Source organism: Proteus penneri (assembly GCF_022369495.1).
Taxonomy (GTDB): Bacteria; Pseudomonadota; Gammaproteobacteria; order Enterobacterales; family Enterobacteriaceae; genus Proteus; species Proteus penneri.
In genome coordinates, this window is sequence record NZ_CP059690.1 from 3135055 (window position 1) to 3156490 (window position 21436).

At 42.3% G+C, this 21436-nt stretch carries 16 protein-coding genes, 2 tRNA genes, 2 rRNA genes and 1 riboswitch; of the genes, 9 read left to right on the forward strand and 11 right to left on the reverse strand.

The genetic code is table 11. The annotated features are described in order from the left end of the window. Nucleotides 1–184 precede the first annotated feature (184 nt). The 4 genes from H1225_RS14100 to H1225_RS14115 form a co-directional block, all read right to left on the reverse strand. Nucleotides 185–3260: ribosomal RNA gene (locus tag H1225_RS14100) — 23S ribosomal RNA — on the reverse strand. A 338-nt stretch (nt 3261–3598) separates the two neighbouring features. Then, a tRNA-Ala gene (locus tag H1225_RS14105) sits at nt 3599–3674 on the reverse strand. A 160-nt stretch (nt 3675–3834) separates the two neighbouring features. After that, nucleotides 3835–3911, reverse strand: a tRNA-Ile gene (locus tag H1225_RS14110). A 71-nt stretch (nt 3912–3982) separates the two neighbouring features. Beyond that, a 16S ribosomal RNA gene (locus H1225_RS14115) occupies nt 3983–5522 on the reverse strand. Together the 16S and 23S rRNA genes with 2 tRNA genes alongside form the textbook arrangement of a ribosomal RNA operon. Nucleotides 5523–6140: 618 nt before the next feature. Here H1225_RS14115 and purH point away from each other — a divergent pair. Next, entirely contained in the window at nt 6141–7730 is a 1590-nt protein-coding gene (purH, locus tag H1225_RS14120) for a bifunctional phosphoribosylaminoimidazolecarboxamide formyltransferase/IMP cyclohydrolase (protein WP_006534734.1), read from the forward strand. Between the two features lie 12 nt (nt 7731–7742). Next, nucleotides 7743–9032 carry a phosphoribosylamine--glycine ligase gene (purD, locus tag H1225_RS14125; protein ID WP_006534733.1) on the forward strand — a complete coding sequence of 430 codons (1290 nt, stop codon included), beginning with the start codon at nt 7743–7745 and terminating at the stop codon, nt 9030–9032. 27 nt (nt 9033–9059) lie between these two features. On the opposite strand, the gene H1225_RS14130 is transcribed toward purD, so the two are convergent. The 6 genes from H1225_RS14130 to nudC form a co-directional block, all read right to left on the reverse strand. Continuing rightward, nucleotides 9060–9722, reverse strand: a complete 663-nt coding sequence (locus tag H1225_RS14130) for a DUF1481 domain-containing protein (RefSeq protein ID WP_229096609.1) — start codon at nt 9720–9722, stop codon at nt 9060–9062. 44 nt (nt 9723–9766) lie between these two features. Beyond that, nucleotides 9767–10039 (reverse strand): HU family DNA-binding protein, encoded by a 273-nt coding sequence (locus H1225_RS14135; protein ID WP_004246922.1) that lies wholly within the window; start codon nt 10037–10039, stop codon nt 9767–9769. A gap of 190 nt (nt 10040–10229) precedes the next feature. After that, nucleotides 10230–10820, reverse strand: a complete 591-nt coding sequence (locus tag H1225_RS14140; protein ID WP_006534730.1) for a YjaG family protein — start codon at nt 10818–10820, stop codon at nt 10230–10232. 74 nt (nt 10821–10894) lie between these two features. Then, nucleotides 10895–11563: a deoxyribonuclease V gene (gene nfi / locus H1225_RS14145; protein ID WP_109848574.1), complete on the reverse strand. Its 669-nt coding sequence runs from the start codon at nt 11561–11563 to the stop codon at nt 10895–10897. Further along, on the reverse strand, nt 11556–12629 hold the full coding sequence (gene hemE / locus H1225_RS14150; protein ID WP_072064749.1) for a uroporphyrinogen decarboxylase: 1074 nt from the start codon (nt 12627–12629) through the stop codon (nt 11556–11558). Before hemE ends, nfi begins: the two co-directional genes overlap by 8 nt. 88 nt (nt 12630–12717) lie before the next feature. After that, nucleotides 12718–13503: an NAD(+) diphosphatase gene (nudC, locus tag H1225_RS14155; protein WP_072065049.1), complete on the reverse strand. Its 786-nt coding sequence runs from the start codon at nt 13501–13503 to the stop codon at nt 12718–12720. Nucleotides 13504–13650: 147 nt separating this feature from the next. On the opposite strand from nudC, the gene H1225_RS14160 reads away from it, so the two are divergent. From H1225_RS14160 to thiH, 7 genes are all read left to right on the forward strand, one after another. After that, nucleotides 13651–14331, forward strand: coding sequence for an HAD family hydrolase (locus tag H1225_RS14160; RefSeq protein ID WP_239739204.1), 681 nt, complete (start codon nt 13651–13653; stop codon nt 14329–14331). A 44-nt stretch (nt 14332–14375) separates the two neighbouring features. Then, nucleotides 14376–14498: riboswitch (TPP riboswitch) on the forward strand. A 140-nt stretch (nt 14499–14638) separates the two neighbouring features. Next, complete coding sequence (gene thiC / locus H1225_RS14165; RefSeq protein ID WP_109848573.1) at nt 14639–16591, forward strand: phosphomethylpyrimidine synthase ThiC; 1953 nt, start codon at nt 14639–14641, stop codon at nt 16589–16591. Further along, nucleotides 16575–17222, forward strand: coding sequence for a thiamine phosphate synthase (gene thiE, locus H1225_RS14170; RefSeq protein ID WP_109399071.1), 648 nt, complete (start codon nt 16575–16577; stop codon nt 17220–17222). Before thiC ends, thiE begins: the two co-directional genes overlap by 17 nt. Then, nucleotides 17216–17965, forward strand: coding sequence for a HesA/MoeB/ThiF family protein (locus H1225_RS14175; RefSeq protein WP_072064755.1), 750 nt, complete (start codon nt 17216–17218; stop codon nt 17963–17965). The genes thiE and H1225_RS14175 overlap by 7 nt, the downstream gene beginning before the upstream one ends. Beyond that, on the forward strand, nt 17962–18162 hold the full coding sequence (gene thiS / locus H1225_RS14180; RefSeq protein ID WP_006534717.1) for a sulfur carrier protein ThiS: 201 nt from the start codon (nt 17962–17964) through the stop codon (nt 18160–18162). The genes H1225_RS14175 and thiS overlap by 4 nt, the downstream gene beginning before the upstream one ends. A 1-nt stretch (nt 18163) precedes the next feature. Then, nucleotides 18164–18943 carry a thiazole synthase gene (locus tag H1225_RS14185; protein ID WP_006534716.1) on the forward strand — a complete coding sequence of 260 codons (780 nt, stop codon included), beginning with the start codon at nt 18164–18166 and terminating at the stop codon, nt 18941–18943. Then, complete coding sequence (gene thiH, locus H1225_RS14190; protein ID WP_109848572.1) at nt 18943–20061, forward strand: 2-iminoacetate synthase ThiH; 1119 nt, start codon at nt 18943–18945, stop codon at nt 20059–20061. Before H1225_RS14185 ends, thiH begins: the two co-directional genes overlap by 1 nt. A gap of 236 nt (nt 20062–20297) precedes the next feature. On the opposite strand, the gene H1225_RS14195 is transcribed toward thiH, so the two are convergent. After that, nucleotides 20298–21293: an Rpn family recombination-promoting nuclease/putative transposase gene (locus tag H1225_RS14195; RefSeq protein ID WP_115065668.1), complete on the reverse strand. Its 996-nt coding sequence runs from the start codon at nt 21291–21293 to the stop codon at nt 20298–20300. Between the last annotated feature and the right edge of the window lie 143 nt (nt 21294–21436).

Below are 21436 nucleotides of genomic sequence, written 5' to 3' on the forward strand. Positions count from 1 at the left end.
GTCTCTTCCTGAGACTCACCCCTTTGGGGCCAGTGCTCCGCACTGTTCCAGTTTGTTCCAGACAAACTGGTCTGTTTTATTACCCGTTACTCACCCTTCATCAGTTCGTAACCAGTAATATTCAATCTTAAACAAGCTTACTTCATTAATCTTTGTCTCTCAGACAAAACACCTTCGGTGTTGTCAGGTTAAGCCTCACGGTTCATTAGTACTGGTTAGCTCAACGTATCGCTACGCTTACACACCCAGCCTATCAACGTCTTAGTCTTAAACGTTCCTTTAGGTCACTCAAGGTGACAGGGAAGACTCATCTTGAGGCAAGTTTCCCGCTTAGATGCTTTCAGCGGTTATCTCTTCCGCACTTAGCTACCGGGCAATGCCATTGGCATGACAACCCGAACACCAGTGGTGCGTTCACTCCGGTCCTCTCGTACTAGGAGCAACCCCTCTCAATCTTCCAACGCCCACGGCAGATAGGGACCGAACTGTCTCACGACGTTCTAAACCCAGCTCGCGTACCACTTTAAATGGCGAACAGCCATACCCTTGGGACCTACTTCAGCCCCAGGATGTGATGAGCCGACATCGAGGTGCCAAACACCGCCGTCGATATGAACTCTTGGGCGGTATCAGCCTGTTATCCCCGGGTACCTTTTATCCGTTGAGCGATGGCCCTTCCATTCAGAACCACCGGATCACTAAGACCTACTTTCGTACCTGCTCGAGCCGTCACTCTCACAGTCAAGCTGGCTTATGCCTTTGCACTAACCGCATGATGTCCGACCATGCTTAGCCAACCTTCGTGCTCCTCCGTTACTCTTTAGGAGGAGACCGCCCCAGTCAAACTACCCACCAGACACGGTCCCCGACCCAGATTATGGGCCTAGGTTAGAACATCAAACGTTAAAGGGTGGTATTTCAAGGTTGACTCCATGCAGACTGGCGTCCACACTTCATAGTCTCCCACCTATCCTACACATCAAGGCTCAATGTTCAGTGTCAAGCTATAGTAAAGGTTCACGGGGTCTTTCCGTCTTGCCGCGGGTACACTGCATCTTCACAGCGAGTTCAATTTCACTGAGTCTCGGGTGGAGACAGCCTGGCCATCATTACGCCATTCGTGCAGGTCGGAACTTACCCGACAAGGAATTTCGCTACCTTAGGACCGTTATAGTTACGGCCGCCGTTTACTGGGGCTTCGATCAAGAGCTTCTCCCTAAGGATAACCCCATCAATTAACCTTCCAGCACCGGGCAGGCGTCACACCGTATACGTCCACTTTCGTGTTTGCACAGTGCTGTGTTTTTAATAAACAGTTGCAGCCAGCTGGTATCTTCGACTGGCTTCGGCTCCGTCCGCAAGGGACTTCACTTACCGCCAGCGTGCCTTCTCCCGAAGTTACGGCACCATTTTGCCTAGTTCCTTCACCCGAGTTCTCTCAAGCGCCTGAGTATTCTCTACCTGACCACCTGTGTCGGTTTGGGGTACGATTGTTGGTAACCTGAAGCTTAGAGGCTTTTCCTGGAAGCAGGGCATCAATTGCTTCACCACCTTAGTGGCTCGTCATCACACCTCAGCATTAAGTGACCGGATTTGCCTAATCACTCTGCCTACATGCTTGAACCGGGACGACCGTCGCCCGGACAACCTAGCCTTCTCCGTTCCCCCATCGCAGTTACCACCAGTACGGGAATATTAACCCGTTTCCCATCGACTACGCTTTTCAGCCTCGCCTTAGGGGTCGACTCACCCTGCCCCGATTAACGTTGGACAGGAACCCTTGGTCTTCCGGCGTGCGGGTTTTTCACCCGCATTATCGTTACTTATGTCAGCATTCGCACTTCTGATACCTCCAGCATACCTCACAGTACACCTTCGCAGGCTTACAGAACGCTCCCCTACCCAACAATACACAGTATTGCTGCCGCAGCTTCGGTGCATGGTTTAGCCCCGTTACATCTTCCGCGCGGGCCGACTCGACCAGTGAGCTATTACGCTTTCTTTAAATGATGGCTGCTTCTAAGCCAACATCCTGGCTGTCTGAGCCTTCCCACTTCGTTTCCCACTTAACCATGACTTTGGGACCTTAGCTGGCGGTCTGGGTTGTTTCCCTCTTCACGACGGACGTTAGCACCCGCCGTGTGTCTCCCGTGATAACATTCTTCGGTATTCGCAGTTTGCATCGAGTTGGTAAGTCGGGATGACCCCCTAGTCGAAACAGTGCTCTACCCCCGAAGATGAGTTCACGAGGCGCTACCTAAATAGCTTTCGGGGAGAACCAGCTATCTCCCGGTTTGATTGGCCTTTCACCCCCATCCACAAGTCATCCGCTAATTTTTCAACATTAGTCGGTTCGGTCCTCCAGTTAGTGTTACCCAACCTTCAACCTGCCCATGGATAGATCACCGGGTTTCGGGTCTATACCCTGCAACTTATTCGCCCAGTTAAGACTCGGTTTCCCTACGGCTCCCCTATACGGTTAACCTTGCTACAGAATATAAGTCGCTGACCCATTATACAAAAGGTACGCAGTCACCCCATCCTCAAATGTCCCGCTTGCTTTTACTGTCAAACTGGCGCGATTTTTTAACTTCCGTTGCTCGTGTACTTCTATGTACACTGCGCGACGGCTTGAAAAAATCACCCCATTTTGTAGGTAAACGCTACGCTGTTTTCGAGTGGTTTTGCCAATCACTCAGTGCGAGGCACTTGAGTGATGGGGCTCCTACTGCTTGTACGTACACGGTTTCAGGTTCTTTTTCACTCCCCTCGCCGGGGTTCTTTTCGCCTTTCCCTCACGGTACTGGTTCACTATCGGTCAATCAGGAGTATTTAGCCTTGGAGGATGGTCCCCCCATATTCAGACAGGATAACACGTGTCCCGCCCTACTCGTCGAGTTCACAATAACAGCATCTTCGGATACGGGGCTATCACCCTTTACTGCCGGACTTTCCAGACCGTTCTCCTGATGCTGCCATTGATTAAGACTCTGGGCTGTTCCCCGTTCGCTCGCCGCTACTAGGGGAATCTCGGTTGATTTCTTTTCCTCGGGGTACTGAGATGTTTCAGTTCTCCCGGTTCGCTTCCTGACACTATGTATTCATGTCAGGATAATATCCATGGGATATTGGGTTTCCCCATTCGGAAATCGTCGGGTATAACGGTTCATATCACCTTACCGACGCTTATCGCAGATTAGCACGTCCTTCATCGCCTCTGATTGCCTAGGCATCCACCGTGTACGCTTATTCGCTTAACCTCACAACCCGAAGGTGTCTTTTCTTGAAGACATCTGGGTGGTGATGGCTGCGCAGATTACATTTCGTTGTTGGGCAGTGCTCGCCATGCTCACATACTTATGTATGTTGCGCTGGCTGTGCGCTGGCCGCCTCGAACTGTAAATTGCTCGCTCATCCCACTTTGATGTCGAAAAACACATTCAAAGTTTGAGATTTTGAGAGACTCATCAATATACCTCGGTGATATATTGATTTGTTTTCAATTTTTCAGCTTGTTCCAGATTGTTAAAGAGCAAAATAATTCGCAGTATACTATTGCTAATATACTCTGAATTATTAGTTTATATTCAAGAGATTATGGTGGAGCTAAGCGGGATCGAACCGCTGACCTCCTGCGTGCAAGGCAGGCGCTCTCCCAGCTGAGCTATAGCCCCATAATGCATTCTTAATACCGTTTTTTGTTACTCAGCTTTCTTTCTTATCGGAAATGTTCCTTTAATTAAGAATTGAGCTAATCGTAGTGAGACAAGGCGTGGAGTCACGAAGTTTACTTACAGTAAACGAGTGAGTTCACAACGCAGTATCAATACGATTTGGTAGGCCTGAGTGGACTTGAACCACCGACCTCACCCTTATCAGGGGTGCGCTCTAACCACCTGAGCTACAAGCCTATACCGGTATTTCTGCTCGTTCTTCATCAGACAATCTGTGTGAGCACTGCACATAACACGTATCTCTTAGGTAAGGAGGTGATCCAACCGCAGGTTCCCCTACGGTTACCTTGTTACGACTTCACCCCAGTCATGAATCACAAAGTGGTAAGCGCCCTCCCGAAGGTTAAGCTACCTACTTCTTTTGCAACCCACTCCCATGGTGTGACGGGCGGTGTGTACAAGGCCCGGGAACGTATTCACCGTAGCATTCTGATCTACGATTACTAGCGATTCCGACTTCATGGAGTCGAGTTGCAGACTCCAATCCGGACTACGACAGACTTTATGAGTTCCGCTTGCTCTCGCGAGGTCGCTTCTCTTTGTATCTGCCATTGTAGCACGTGTGTAGCCCTACTCGTAAGGGCCATGATGACTTGACGTCATCCCCACCTTCCTCCGGTTTATCACCGGCAGTCTCCTTTGAGTTCCCGCCATCACGCGCTGGCAACAAAGGATAAGGGTTGCGCTCGTTGCGGGACTTAACCCAACATTTCACAACACGAGCTGACGACAGCCATGCAGCACCTGTCTCAGCGTTCCCGAAGGCACTCCTCTATCTCTAAAGGATCCGCTGGATGTCAAGAGTAGGTAAGGTTCTTCGCGTTGCATCGAATTAAACCACATGCTCCACCGCTTGTGCGGGCCCCCGTCAATTCATTTGAGTTTTAACCTTGCGGCCGTACTCCCCAGGCGGTCGATTTAACGCGTTAGCTCCAGAAGCCACGGTTCAAGACCACAACCTCTAAATCGACATCGTTTACAGCGTGGACTACCAGGGTATCTAATCCTGTTTGCTCCCCACGCTTTCGCACCTGAGCGTCAGTCTTTGTCCAGGGGGCCGCCTTCGCCACCGGTATTCCTCCACATCTCTACGCATTTCACCGCTACACATGGAATTCTACCCCTCTACAAGACTCTAGCCAACCAGTTTCAGATGCAATTCCCAAGTTAAGCTCGGGGCTTTCACATCTGACTTAATTGACCGCCTGCGCGCGCTTTACGCCCAGTAATTCCGATTAACGCTTGCACCTCCGTATTACCGCGGCTGCTGGCACGGAGTTAGCCGGTGCTTCTTCTGCGGGTAACGTCAATTGACAAAGGTATTAACTTTATCACCTTCCTCCCCGCTGAAAGTACTTTACAACCCTAAGGCCTTCTTCATACACGCGGCATGGCTGCATCAGGCTTGCGCCCATTGTGCAATATTCCCCACTGCTGCCTCCCGTAGGAGTCTGGGCCGTGTCTCAGTCCCAGTGTGGCTGATCATCCTCTCAGACCAGCTAGAGATCGTCGCCTAGGTGAGCCTTTACCTCACCTACTAGCTAATCCCATATGGGTTCATCCGATAGCGCAAGGTCCGAAGAGCCCCTGCTTTGGTCCGTAGACGTCATGCGGTATTAGCCACCGTTTCCAGTAGTTATCCCCCTCTATCGGGCAGATCCCCATACATTACTCACCCGTCCGCCGCTCGTCAGCAAGAAAGCAAGCTTTCTTCTGTTACCGCTCGACTTGCATGTGTTAGGCCTGCCGCCAGCGTTCAATCTGAGCCATGATCAAACTCTTCAATTAAAAGTGTTTGATGCTCAAAGAAATCGAAAACTTAGCTATTCATAAATGAATTTACTTTTGTTGTTCACTCTTCAAGACTTGATACATCTAATATTTTAGAAGATATCGTCTCTGCGAGTGCCCACACAGATTGTCTGATAATTTGTTAAAGAGCAGTGCAACCTTCGCTGCCGTTTCCGGTCTTCTGCGTTGTTGCGAGGAGATGCATTCTACATCTTCCTCATTCAGTGTCAAGCGTTTATTTTCAAGGCTTTTCACTTTATTTTTTGTTCTCTCAGTCAGTTCGCTTAGCGCCCTGTGCCGTGACAACGAGGACGCATTATAGGGAGTTTTCTGAGGCTGGCAATAGTTTTTTTAAGAAAAAAAATCGTTTGCTTAATTCCACAGCAAAACCCCTAGTTATACGCACTTATCAACAATTTTATCCACAACCTTCCTTTTTACATAAAATTAGCATGTCAAACGCAATCGTTTGCGTTATTATGAGGGCTTATTAAGTAAGATTGATTTTGTGTCCATCTTCTGAAATGTTAGTTAAGCAAACACAATTTCACTGTATTAATGTGATTTAACTTCATCATTACTACCGTTATACCAAAAACCCAAGGGATAAAACTCATGCAACATCTTCGTCCTATCCGCCGTGCGCTTTTAAGTGTGTCTGATAAAGCAGGTATTTTAGAATTTGCTAAAGCGCTTGTTGAAAGAAACGTAGAACTATTATCTACAGGTGGAACTGCACGTCTATTAGCAGAAGCTGGCTTACCTGTTATCGAAGTTTCCGATTATACCGGTTTCCCAGAAATGATGGATGGCAGGGTAAAAACGCTACACCCTAAAGTACATGGTGGCATTTTAGGCCGCCGTGGCCAAGACGATGCAATAATGGAAGAACATGAGATCCGTCCTATCGATATGGTCGTAGTGAATCTTTATCCCTTTGCTAAAACAGTCTCTCGCCCTGATTGCTCATTAGCAGATGCCGTTGAAAATATTGATATCGGTGGACCAACAATGGTTCGCTCAGCAGCGAAAAATCATAAAGACGTTACGATTGTAGTAAATAGTAATGACTATGAAAGAGTGATTGAAGAAATGGATAATCACGAAAATAGCCTTACTTTAGATACCCGTTTTGATTTGGCGATTAAAGCCTTTGAACACACAGCGGCTTACGACGGAATGATTGCTAACTACTTTGGTCAGAAGGTTGCACCTTATTATGGTGATACTTCACAACCATCAGGTACTTTCCCTCGTACCTTAAATCTGAACTATATAAAGAAACAAGATATGCGTTATGGTGAAAATGCTCATCAGCAAGCTGCTTTCTATATAGAAGAGAATATAGAAGAAGCATCTATTGCTACTGCAAACCAATTACAAGGCAAAGCGCTTTCTTATAACAACATCGCTGATACTGATGCCGCATTAGAATGTGTGAAATCATTCTCCGAGCCTGCATGTGTTATTGTGAAACATGCAAACCCTTGTGGTGTAGCTATTGCGAGCACGCTCACACAGGCGTATGACAATGCATTTAAAACTGATCCAACCTCTGCATTTGGTGGCATTATCGCATTCAATCGGCCTTTAGATGCAAAAACAGCTAGTGCAATCATCGAACGTCAATTTGTTGAAGTGATCATTGCTCCTTCTATTAATGAAGATGCACTACCAATTTTAGAAACGAAACCAAATGTTCGGGTATTAGCTTGTGGCCAGTGGCAAGAGCCAAAACCTGCTTTTGACTTCAAACGAGTTAACGGTGGGCTTTTAGTGCAAGATCGTGATTTAGGCATGGTTAAAGAAGAAAACTTAAGAGTAGTTACTCAACGCCAACCAAGTGAACGTGAACTTAAAGATGCACTCTTCTGCTGGAAAGTGGCTAAATTCGTAAAATCAAATGCCATTGTTTACGCTAAAAACGATATGACAGTTGGTATTGGCGCAGGACAAATGAGCAGGGTGTATTCTGCAAAAATTGCAGGTATAAAAGCTGCTGATGAAGGTTTAGAAGTTGCAGGTTGCGCGATGGCTTCAGATGCATTCTTCCCATTCAGAGATGGCATTGATGCGGCAGCAGTTGCCGGTGTGACTTGTGTTATTCAACCTGGTGGCTCAATTCGTGATGATGAAGTGATTGCCGCGGCTAATGAACACAACATCGCAATGATTTTCACCAATATGCGTCACTTCCGTCATTAATAGGGTATTGATATGAAGATTTTGATTATTGGTAATGGCGGTCGTGAGCACGCTTTAGCATGGAAAGTGGCTCAATCACCGCTTGCAACACAGGTTTTTGTTGCCCCCGGTAATGCAGGTACAGCATTAGAAAATGGTGTTGAGAATGTGGCTATTAGTGCAACAGATATTCCTACATTGGTCGCTTTTGCCCTCGAAAATCAAATTGATTTAACTATCGTAGGCCCAGAAGCACCACTGGTTATTGGTGTTGTCGATGCATTTAAAGAAGCGGGGCTGACCATCTTTGGTCCAACAAAAGGAGCGGCTCAATTAGAAGGTTCTAAAGCCTTCACAAAAGATTTTTTAGCCCGTCATAAAATCCCAACTGCGGATTATCAAAATTTTACAGAAATAGCACCAGCACTTGAGTATCTCAATAAAGTAGGCGCGCCGATTGTTATTAAAGCCGATGGTTTAGCCGCAGGTAAAGGCGTTATTGTTGCAATGACGCAATCTGAGGCTGAAAATGCCATAAAAGATATGCTAGCAGGTAATGCCTTTGGAGATGCTGGGCATCGCATTGTTATTGAAGAATTTCTTGATGGTGAAGAAGCCAGTTTTATTGTCATGGTTGATGGTGAACATGTTATTCCAATGGCAACAAGTCAAGATCATAAACGTGTTGGTGATGGTGATACTGGTCCTAATACTGGTGGGATGGGCGCTTACTCACCTGCCCCCGTTGTCACTAATGAGATCCACCAGCAAGTAATGGAAAAAATCATTTACCCAACAGTAAAAGGCATGGCTTCTGAAGGTCATCGTTATCAGGGTTTTCTTTATGCTGGACTAATGATTGATAAACAAGGCGTTGCGAAAGTTATCGAATTTAACTGTCGTTTTGGCGATCCAGAAACCCAACCTATTATGATGCGTATGCAATCTGACTTAGTTGAGCTTTGTTTAGCTGGAGCAAAAGGCAATTTAAAAGATAAAGATTCTGTTTGGGATCCTCGTCCAGCTTTAGGAATTGTGATTGCAGCCGGCGGCTATCCTGCTGATTATCGCCAAGGTGATGTTATCGAAGGATTAACACCGACATCATCAACAACTGCAAAAATATTTCAAGCGGGAACAACACTCAATGACAAAGGCGAGGTAGTCACTGCCGGCGGGCGAGTACTATGTGCAACTGCATTAGGTGATGATATCGAACAAGCTCAAAAAAATGCTTATGCCTTAGCAAAAAGTATTCATTGGGATGGAAGTTTTTATCGCCATGATATTGGCTATCGTGCAATTGCACGTTTAAAGAAGTAAGTGACTAAATACAGCAGAAGGGAGTGATCACAAGCTCTCTTTTGTTGGCTCCCATTTACAGAAATCATGGTCGGCTACCATAAGCAACTGTTTACCTTCTGGTGAATCAAGCCAAGCAACATAAGAAGGTTTACTTGAATTACGTGTCCTTGTTTTTAACCAGCGTTGCTCTGGGCCTTCAAATGAAACACTCACTTTCTCACCAGCACATGTTGTCATTGTATTTTGATACCAGACACCCTGTACTAAGTTCACTTTTCCAATAGTAAGTGCTTCACTGATTTCACGCTCTTTATTTGCAGCAAATACCATTCTTAAACGTTCATCTTCTGTTAACGCGCGTTTTTGCTTCTGGCTTTCTTGTTGCATGAAAATAACTTCACCACGTTTGTTTAAACGAAGGTGCCAAGATGAAGGATCGTTACGATTAATAACTTCAGAGCGGATTTGCCAAAGTTTATTTTGGCGATACTCATAAAATGTGATGACAGTTTCTGGCTTTTTATAAAAGCTATAAACACTCATGATCACTTGAGGTTCTGACGTTTTATTATTTAGACGCCATAGACGTACAACACCTTCGTCTGCAATATAACCTGTTGCAGAAAATTCAGGGAGTTGCACAGTAGAAGAGCAGGCGCTGAGCAAAAAAGCAGATCCTATTGCTAACAGCCCCTGTCGTTTCAACAAAAGGGGAGTAAATCCCCCTCTATTGTTCATTCCGTTCAAAGGAATTATTTTACTGCGTCTTTCAGTGCTTTACCGGCAGTAAATGCAGGAACGTTAGCTGCTGCAATTTTAATTTCTTTACCAGTTTGAGGGTTACGACCAGTACGCTCAGCACGGTGATTTACCTTGAATGTACCGAAACCAACTAACTGTACAGAATCGCCTTCTTTCAGAGCTCCTGTTACTGAGTCGATAAACGCTTCAATAGCAGCTTTTGCCTGAGTTTTTGTCAGATCCGCTTTTTCAGCAACTGATTCGGTTAATTCAGCTTTGTTCATAAAATAGTCCTTAAAGTATGTTTTATCGTTTGAAAAACATCTGGTGAAAAAACTTAACTTATCTTTTTAAAAAGATGAATTAAGTAAAACACCTGAGCCACTTCTTTTCGTACCCAATGTAGAACATACACGGGGGTGATGTGAAGTCTTTAAACGTCGCTTTTCAAGCACTAAATCACGTTTTTCTGATTTAGTGCGTTAATTCTATACCGATATTGCTCATTCCTGCTTCACGAAGGTCTGCACGTAGACCTTTAATCAGCTCGATATCTCTTTCTTCACACTCTACAAGTAGACGGTAAATTTCCCATTGGATATCGAATTCTTCAATAACAGCAGGTAGCGATCTAAGCTCTTCTTCACTCATTTCTCTTTCTGCTTGTGTCATTTCAAGTGAAGCAACTGTCCCTACTGATAATTTGCTCACTTCAATAGCGTGACTTAACGATTCACCGCTTAAACGAGAGTGAACAATTTCACTAAGCGCAACACAGGCGTCAATCGCAGGATAGACACCATAAATATCAAACTGAGATGCATCAGGGATCGCTTCTTCTAATTTCTCTAATTGAGAATCAAAATTAACCTTTGCATCTTTCACCGTTAAAGTTTCCCAAACCAGATCGAGAATACGGCGATAAAGCGTTGGATCAGCAAATCCTGTTTCGCGACAAAATACCTGATAATTTGGGTACATTCGCTCACACAGGCACGCCATAAACGTCAGGTGTTGCCAAGCCTCTAGCTTTTCTAAACGTAAATGGATTGGGTTCTTCAACATTCGTGATTACTCATTTTCTTAACTTAGGCGCAGTTTACCTGAAAATTAAAAATATCCACATATTTCCCGGTCATTTAGAGCTTATTCTTATTCAATTGCTCAAATAATCGCCTATTTGAAGCAATACCATCAGCCCAACGCGTTGGTTCTGGTAATCGATACCCTTTCATACACATCTCAACCCACTGCAAAGCGCCTTCCATACTCACTTTATGACCCGGAGATATATACAGGGGTTTGCATTTTTTCTTACTGCGATAAATCCACCCTATTTGCTCATTCTTATCCATTAATGGCTCATAGCTTCCCATTTCTTCATTGACTGCTTTATCAATACCACATAAACGACTTTTTGCTACACCAATAGTCGGTGTATCCACTAATAAACCAAAATGGCTGGCAACCCCCAGCCTTCTAGGATGAGCAATACCTTGCCCATCGACAAAAATAAGAGAAGGCTTTTGTTTGATTAATTGCCAAGCAGTCAATAACGCTGGACACTCTCTAAATGAAAGCAAACCTGGGATGTAAGGAAGAGTTGTAGGTATTCGCGCGATTTGGTATTCAAGAATTTTAAAAGAAGGATAATGCATTATCACGATGGCAGCGCGAGTGACTGCGCCACCATCTTCAAAACCAACGTCAGCGCCAGCAATATAAGTAGGCATTGTAAATTGGTCTGTCAAAATAATTTGTTGAGCTTTTTCTGTCTGCTCCTGACGTAATTGTTGGGTATTAATCATTATCCTGATGATAAGGCTTCGATAAACGGTGAACCGCATCAATAAATGCACCAGCATGTTCAGGTGGAACATCTTGATGAATACCGTGCCCAAGATTAAAGACATGACCGTTGCCTTTACCAAACCCAGCAAGAATAGTTTCGACTTCTTGTTCTATTCTGGCAGGTGGTGCATACAGCATAGAAGGATCCATATTACCTTGTAGCGCAACTTTATCCCCCACTCGACGACGTGCATCTTCGATATCAATCGTCCAATCTAGCCCTAATGCATCGCAACCTGTCGCCGCCATCGCTTCTAGCCAGCGACCGCCACCTTTGGTAAATAAAGTAACTGGCACTTTTCTTCCATCATATTCACGGATAAGACCATCAACAATCTTATGCATATAGTGTAATGAGAAAAGTTGGTAATCACGCCCTGTTAGCACACCACCCCATGTATCAAAGATCATGATGGATTGTGCACCCGCTTTAATTTGAGCATTCAGATAAAGGATAACGCTATCTGCGAGTTTATCCAGTAATAGATGTAGTGCTTGTGGCTCTGCGTACATCATTTTTTTAATTTTTGTGAAGGCCTTACTACTTCCACCTTCCACCATATAGGTTGCCAGCGTCCAAGGACTCCCCGAAAAACCGATTAATGGCACACTGCCTTGCAATGCATGACGAATTGCACGTACTGCATTCATTACATAGCCAAGTTCATCTTCAGGATCAGGGATTGGCAGTTTTTGAATATCGGCAAGACTCTTTATTGGTGATTTAAAACGAGGGCCTTCACCCGTTTCAAAGTAAAGACCTAATCCCATAGCATCAGGAATAGTTAAAATATCAGAAAATAAAATAGCGGCATCTAAAGGGAAGCGTCTTAAAGGCTGTAATGTCACTTCGCATGCCAATTCTGTATTTTTGCACAATGAGATGAAATCCCCCGCCTGTGCCCGTGTTTCCTTATATTCAGGAAGATATCTGCCTGCCTGACGCATCATCCAAACTGGGGTGACATCAACAGGTTGGCGCAACAGCGCACGTAAATAGCGGTCGTTTTTCAACTCACTCATGACTAACTCCATTAACAGTAATAGGGCCGCAAAATAGCATGCATTGTAACATGCTGGAAAAATAACTGTTGGCAGACAACGCCTTTATTTAGTTCTTTTCTTTATCTTGTCTAATATTCGCTATCGTATCTTCTATCAAGCGTCGCGCAATAGTATCTGGCGGTGGGATCTGTGGTAGCTGATCGTAACGATACCAAGCCGCACTGGTTAATTCAGAAGGATCATGACGTAGCTCACCACCATCATAATCAGCTAAAAAGCCCATCATTAAAGAATGAGGGAACGGCCAAGGCTGAGAAGATACATAGCGAATATTACGAATACGAATATTACTTTCTTCAAATACTTCACGAGCGACGGCCTCTTCTAAGGTTTCACCAACCTCAACAAAACCAGCGAGCACAGTATAAAGCGGGGAATGTTTATGCCTAACATGATGTGCGAGTAAAATTTTATCTTCATGACGAATACCCACAATAATACAAGGGGCAATTTGTGGATAATAACGTTCATGACAGTTATCGCATAAACACGCCCATTCACTCTCGCTATGGCGCATTTTAGAACCACAATAACCACAAAAACGGTGAGAACGATAAAACTCAGCCAGTTGGACACCACGGCCGACTAATTTAAATAAGTTTTCATCTTGTGAGGCGATAAGCCTTGGTGAACACATATCGTTATCCATTTTTCCATGAATAAGCCAAACTGTTTCACCTTGCCATTCACCCACAATTTTAGCGTGCTGACCAATGAGATCCCAATCTTTAGCTAAACCAAACGGAAGTTCACCTTTAGGCAACCACACTCGCCCACCAAGACTGACTGTCCACCAGCCCTTTTCTGAGCCTGTTAATGTATATAAATGCATAACGACCATTCTATCCAAAATAATGATATAGAATAGAGGATACTCTCTTTAGTTAGACCCTCTCAATGTATTATGATTATTCTCTATAATTTATTAACATTCAAAAAGGAATTTTATAAATTATATTTATAATAAAGGAATACTAGCATGATAGATAAAACCCAAAATAAAATTGCGATTTTTGATTTAGATGAAACGCTTTTAGCGGGTGATTCTAGTCGTTTATGGACACGCTATTTATGGGATAAAAAAATAGTCACTGATCCTCATTTCCTAAAACTAGATGAGCAGATGATTGCAGACTATTACGCTGAAAAATTGGATATAAATCAATATCTTTATCAACATTTATCTTATTTTAAACATCATGATATAAACAAAATAAATCATTGGGTTAATGACTTTACTGAAACAAAAGTTCAGCCACTATTTTACCCAGAAGGAATATCAATAATTACACAATATCGACAGCAAAATATTCCTGTTATAATTATTTCAGCAACAATGTCTTTTCTCGTTCACGCTATTGCAAAACAACTCAATGCAGATATTTCAATGGGCATTGATATGCAAATTAAAGATAATTATTACACTGGATATATTGAAGGTACACCTACATTTCGAGAAGGAAAGGTGCAGCGTCTAAATCAATGGAAAGAAGCCAATAACATTAACAATACTTATATTTATTTCTATACTGACTCTGCTAATGACCTCCCATTGTGTTATCAAGCTGATAACGTCACAGTTATCAATCCAGATGAACAGTTAGCTCAAATTTCACACATGAAAAACTGGAAACAGCAACATTGGAATTTAAATAAATAACCCATGTCAGACTTGTAGTTTTCAAAATCTTTCATATACTGGAGTTCTTCTTGTCGGAGTGCCTAGTGTTTATAAGGCTATTATAAACACAGGCTGAGACCGTTAATTCGGGATCCGCGGAACCTGATCGGGTTAATACCCGCGAAGGGAACAAGAGTGATTCGACCTTTTGATAGCTTTATTGCGTATATTTTTACACTCCCATATACACCTATCTGTCGATACTCCCTGCGACCTCCAGACAAGCATTTTTCTCAATATTCACCCGACAGGCGATTAGCCTGCATGATATTTATTAGGAAATGCTATGTCCCAAAATCAAACTATATCCGTTAAAGATATTTCACCAACAAACAACAAACAACGCCCACGAAAAGAACAGCGTGATGCTGCTCAAGAGTTTATTAGCACCATTCAAGGCGTAAGTTTCCCAAATTCAAAACGTATTTACCTTGAAGGCTCTCGTAGCGATATTCAAGTACCAATGCGTGAGATCCAGCTTGATAAAACATTGGTAGGCGGATCAAAAGAAAACCCTGTTTTTGAAGATAATGAACCAGTTCCCGTATATGACACTTCTGGCCCTTATGGCGATCCAGCTTCTCAACTCGACGTTAATCTTGGCTTAAAAAAAATACGCCAACCATGGATTGATGAGCGTAACGATACTGAAGCACTTTCACTCTTAAGCTCTGATTTCACGCAACAACGTCTTTCTGATGCAGGATTAGAGCATCTGCGTTTCCCGTTAAAACCAAGCCCTAAAAAAGCGCTAAAGGGGAAAAGCGTGACGCAATTGCATTATGCTCGAAAAGGTATTATCACACCTGAAATGGAGTTTATTGCGATTCGTGAAAATATGGGGCGCGAGAGAATTCGTAGCGAAGTTTTACGCCAACAGCATGCAGGCTTTAGCTTTGGGGCTCATCTCCCTGACAATATTACGCCTGAATTTGTGCGCCAAGAAGTTGCCGCTGGTCGAGCCATTATTCCCGCCAATATTAATCACCCAGAATCAGAACCGATGATTATTGGGCGTAATTTCTTAGTGAAAGTGAATGCCAATATCGGAAATTCTTCTGTAACGTCTTCGATTGAAGAGGAAGTTGAAAAGCTAATTTGGTCTACACGCTGGGGTGCAGATACCGTAATGGATCTGTCAACAGGCCGTTACATTCATGAAACGCGTGAGTGGATCATTCGCAATAGCCCTGTTCCTATCGGCACAGTTCCCATTTATCAAGCACTCGAAAAAGTTAACGGTATTGCTGAAGATCTCACTTGGGAAATGTTCCGCGATACGTTACTTGAGCAAGCAGAGCAAGGGGTTGATTACTTTACTATTCATGCAGGTGTATTGTTACGTTATGTGCCAATGACGGCAAAACGCCTAACCGGTATTGTGTCTCGTGGCGGTTCAATAATGGCGAAATGGTGTTTATCACATCACAAAGAAAATTTCCTCTACGAACATTTCCGTGAAATCTGTGAAATTTGTACCGCTTATGATGTTTCCCTTTCACTGGGCGATGGGTTAAGACCCGGTTCAATTCAAGATGCAAACGATGAAGCACAATTTGCTGAGTTACATACATTAGGTGAACTAACAAAAATTGCATGGGAATATGACGTGCAAGTCATGATAGAAGGCCCTGGCCACGTTCCAATGCAGATGATCCGCCGCAATATGACAGAAGAATTAGAGCATTGTCATGAAGCACCCTTTTATACATTAGGCCCTCTTACTACGGATATTGCACCAGGTTACGATCACTTCACATCAGGTATTGGTGCAGCAATGATTGGCTGGTTTGGTTGTGCAATGCTCTGTTATGTTACGCCAAAAGAACACCTTGGCTTACCAAATAAAGAAGATGTAAAACAAGGCCTTATTACTTACAAAATCGCTGCTCATGCTGCCGATTTAGCTAAAGGACATCCTGGCGCTCAAATTCGTGATAATGCAATGTCAAAAGCGCGATTTGAGTTTAGATGGGAAGATCAATTTAATTTAGCGCTTGATCCTGAAACCGCACGTCAATATCACGACGAAACCTTGCCTCAAGCATCAGGTAAAGTGGCTCACTTCTGCTCAATGTGTGGTCCTAAATTCTGTTCAATGAAGATAACGCAAGAAGTACGTGATTATGCAGCTGGTATGGAACAAATGTCTCAAGCCTTTAAAGAGCACGGCAGTGAATTATACCACGGTGCAGAAATCGCCAGTGTTGAGGTGACTGAAAATGAACAAATCCTCTAACACACCGTTTGCATCAACAGAAAAAAAGCTTGGGCTTTACCCCGTTGTTGATTCTATTGAATGGATAGAACGCCTGTTAAAAACAGGCGTTACCACACTTCAATTGCGTATAAAAGATAAACAGCCAGAAGACGTTGAACAAGAGATCATTGAGGCGATAAAACTAGGTAAACAGTATCACGCAAGACTGTTTATCAATGATTATTGGCAACTCGCCATTAAACATCAGGCTTATGGTGTTCACCTTGGTCAAGAAGACCTTGATATTGCTGACCTTAATGCTATTAAACATGCAGGATTACGCCTTGGTATTTCCACTCACGATGAAGCGGAATTACAAAAAGCAAAAGCGTTATACCCATCTTACATCGCATTAGGGCATATATTTCCAACCACAACAAAAGAGATGCCATCTAAGCCTCAAGGTTTGAAAGCACTCAAACATCAAGTAGAACAGACTCCTGATTTTCCCACTGTTGCTATTGGTGGGATCTCACTAGAAAGAGTGCCTGATGTTGTTGCAACTGGTGTTGGGAGTGTTGCCTTAGTCAGTGCAATAACAAAAGCACCAGATTGGCAACAAGTGACTCGTAAATTATTAGAATTAGTAGAAGGAAAACCATCATGCTAAATGATAATGATTTTATGCGTTATAGCCGACAAGTGATGTTAGAAGATATTGGCTTAGAAGGTCAAAATAAACTTCAATGCGCTAAAGTCTTAATTGTCGGTCTGGGTGGATTAGGCTCTCCTGCTTCTCTTTATCTTGCTGGTGCAGGTGTTGGCGAACTTATTTTAGTTGATGATGATGAGTTACATGTTTCTAATCTACAGCGTCAAATTCTTTATCGTACCCAAGATATTCCTGATGCAAAATCAGAGGTCGCAAAGCAGTCTCTCCTTGCATTAAATCCGGATATAAAAATTACCTCTTATAAACAACGTATTAATGATGATTCATTATATAAATTAGTTAAAGAGGTCGATTTAGTTTTAGATTGCACAGATAACATGCTTACACGCCAAGCGATTAACCGTGCTTGTGTCGCACAGCAAACTTCACTTATCAGTGGCAGTGCCGTAGGGTTTAGTGGCCAGCTTATGGTGTTTGAACCTCCTTTTACTTATGGCTGTTATCACTGCCTGTATCCTGATGAAACTGAACCACAAAGAAACTGCAAAACAGCTGGAATTCTAGGTCCTGTTGTGGGTGTAATTGGCACACTTCAGGCACTTGAAGCAATTAAATTGCTTTCTGGTTTACCCTGCTCTCTGAGTGGAAAACTTCGCCTTTTCGATGGTAGAAAACAAAATTGGAGTACTTTGCGTTTAACACCATCAAAAACATGTCCTGTTTGTCGAGGGGTAGCATGAACATCACCGTAAATGACGAACAATATTCTCTGGATATGCCTGTCACCATCTGTCAGCTCCTTATTCAGTTAGAGCAACCACCAATTGGTGTGGCGCTTGCTATCAATGAAACCATTGTTCCCCGTGAAAATTGGGAAACACATTTTATCAATGATGGCGATACTATTCTTCTCTTCCAAGCAATTGCAGGGGGCTGATATGTTAAAAATTGCTGATACAACATTCACATCTAGACTATTTACAGGCACAGGGAAATTTGCAACATCAACACTAATGACAGAAGCTATTAAAGCTTCAGGTAGCCAATTAGTCACGATGGCCATGAAACGTGTAGATCTAAAAAATGGTAATGATGATTTAATCGCACCACTTAAATCATTAGGAGTAAAATTATTACCTAATACTTCTGGCGCAAAAACAGCACAAGAAGCTATTTTTGCGGCTCGTTTAGCCAAAGAAGCCTTTGGCACCCATTGGGTAAAATTAGAAATTCATCCTGACACCAAATATTTACTACCCGATCCTATTGAAACACTTAAAGCCGCTGAGCTTCTCGTTAAAGAAGGTTTTATTGTTTTGCCTTATTGCAGTGCAGATCCTGTTTTATGTCGTCGTTTAGAAGAAGTTGGCTGTGCCGCTGTGATGCCTTTAGGCTCTCCTATTGGCTCCAATCAAGGCTTACAAACTCGTGACTTTCTACAAATTATCATTGAACAAGCCTCAATTCCTGTTGTTGTCGATGCCGGAATTGGTGCACCAAGTCATGCACTCGAAGCTTTAGAGTTAGGGGCTGATGCCGTATTGGTTAATACCGCAATTGCTGTTGCAAAAAATCCTATTCTAATGGCACAAGCATTTAAAGCAGCGCTTGAGGCGGGTGAACTTGCTCGACAATCAGGACTTGCTACACCTGCTTCAGTTGTAAATATGCAAGCACAGGCTTCTAGTCCATTAACTCAATATTTAGAGGCATTCTAATGGACACTTTTTCTGATTATTGGCAACAACTTGATTGGGATGACATTACACTAAAACTTAATAGTAAAACCAATGCGGATGTTGAAGTCGCATTAAATCGCCACACGCTGACACTTGATGATTTTATGGCGCTGATTTCACCCGCGGGTCGTCATTATTTAGAGCCAATGGCACAACGCGCTCAACAATTAACGCGTCAGCGTTTTGGTAATATCGTAGGATTGTATGTGCCACTTTACCTTTCTAATTTATGTGCGAATGACTGTACTTATTGCGGTTTTTCAATGAGTAATGCCATTAAACGTAAAACATTAAATGAAAGTGAAATCATCGCTGAATGCAATAGTATCAGGCAATTAGGTTTTGATAGCTTGTTATTAGTGACTGGAGAGCATCAAAGAAAAGTGGGTATGGATTATTTTCGCCAATATATCCCTCTTATTCGAAAGCATTTCAGTTCATTAATGATGGAAGTTCAACCTCTTGCTACAGAAGAATATGCCGAGTTAAAAACACTCGGTATTGATGGTGTGATGGTTTATCAAGAAACCTATCATGAACCAACCTATCAATTGCATCATCTAAGAGGTAAAAAACAGGACTTCCATTGGCGACTACAAACACCTGACAGATTAGGGCAAGCTGGAATTGATAAAATTGGTTTAGGCGCATTGATTGGTCTTTCAAGCCAGTGGCGTAGCGATTGTTATATGGTGGCAGAACATCTCTTGTTCTTACAAAAACGCTATTGGAAAAGCCGTTATTCAATCTCTTTTCCTCGTTTACGTCCTTGTGCTGGTGGACTAAGCCCTGCATCAGTAATGAGTGAAGCGGAATTAGTGCAATTGATCTGTGCTTTTCGTATTTTGGCACCTGATGTTGAACTTTCACTTTCAACCCGTGAATCTCCTTATTTTCGTGATAACACAGTGCCATTAGCCATTAATAACATTAGCGCGGGCTCTAAAACTCAACCGGGAGGATATTCTGATAGTCATGAAGAATTAGAACAATTCTCGCCTAATGATAATCGCCATGTTAATGATGTGATTAACGCATTAAAAGAACGAGGATTACAACCCGTATGGAAAGATTGGGATAATTATTTGGGGCGTTAATTAAAGTTTAAATCATATAAAACCACCTTTAGTTTATTTAGTTAGATAAATATGATTATCAAGCTGCTTTTAAATATCGAGATGAATGGTAATTAATCCCTCGGTTATAAAATATGAATACTCCTCTTAAATGATAGAAAGGAGTATTCTATTTATAATAAATACGTAAAGAGATAAAATAAAAAGTTACTCTAATAAATTATTGGTGTTTAATTAATAATAGCTATTGATTATATTTACGAGACTATCAATAATAATTTAATCTCGTGTAGACTTAAACCAGACATTCGTTCGATAAATGGAAGATCAAAATTCTCTTTTAATAATTTTTGTGCCAATTCTAATTGCACTGATTTTCTTCCTATTTCAATACCTTCAGTTTTTCCTATTTCAATACCTTCAGTTTTCCCTAATTCAATACCTTCAGTTTTTCCTATTTCAAATCCTTCATCTATACCTAATTTAAACCCTTTATTTTCTAATCTCCATGCGATATTCATAATTGTCTCTCTGTGGTTATCTACTCGTTCAGCTATCTTATTTATAATAAATTCGAAATCTGATGCATCCATGATTGAGAATAAATATTGTACAACAGCAACAGTGTCTTCATCTCTGCAGTTTTTCTGATTTATGGCTTTTGATAATAGCATTGCAATCTTATTAAGATCATGACAGCTATTAACATGCTTCATTGCAATTTCCATTACCGCCGCTTTTTTATGTGTCAGCAAAATATCATCATCAATCGAGGTCAAATCAATTAAAGAAAAGTCATTAGAATAAATATGATTAGCAAGTGAAGAAAGTGGAAAACATTCCATCCAATTAACAGGAAAAGGATAAGGTTTCTTCTTTCCATGATAAAACAAGATTGGAACAACGAGAGGCAAAGACTTATAACCTTGCTGTAAATGCTGATTCATGGTGCAAAATGCATAGTGCATCATACGCCAAGCTATCATTTTATCAGGTCTAGATTGATGCTCTATCAATAAATAAATGGGCACATCACCCTCTTTGGTTTTCACCAAATATAAAATATCAGACATACGAGAACGTAATTTAATATCAATAAAAGAAGAATTCTGTAATTGCAAAGTCGAAAAATCACACTGGCTTTTTAATTCTTCAGGCAAATGGATAAAGAAAAAGTCTTTGGCATTACTGACATTCATCATAAAACGTTTGAATGCAGAATCATGAGAAGAAATTGATAGGGGCTTATTCATAGCTGACTCCATGCCGAATTTGGACTGCCAGCTTACAGAAAAAAATGTATTCCCCTTACTGAAAAATTATCATAATCATCTGAAAAATATACGTTATTTATTAATTTAAAATGAATTTGTAATAATAGAGAAATACCCTCGAT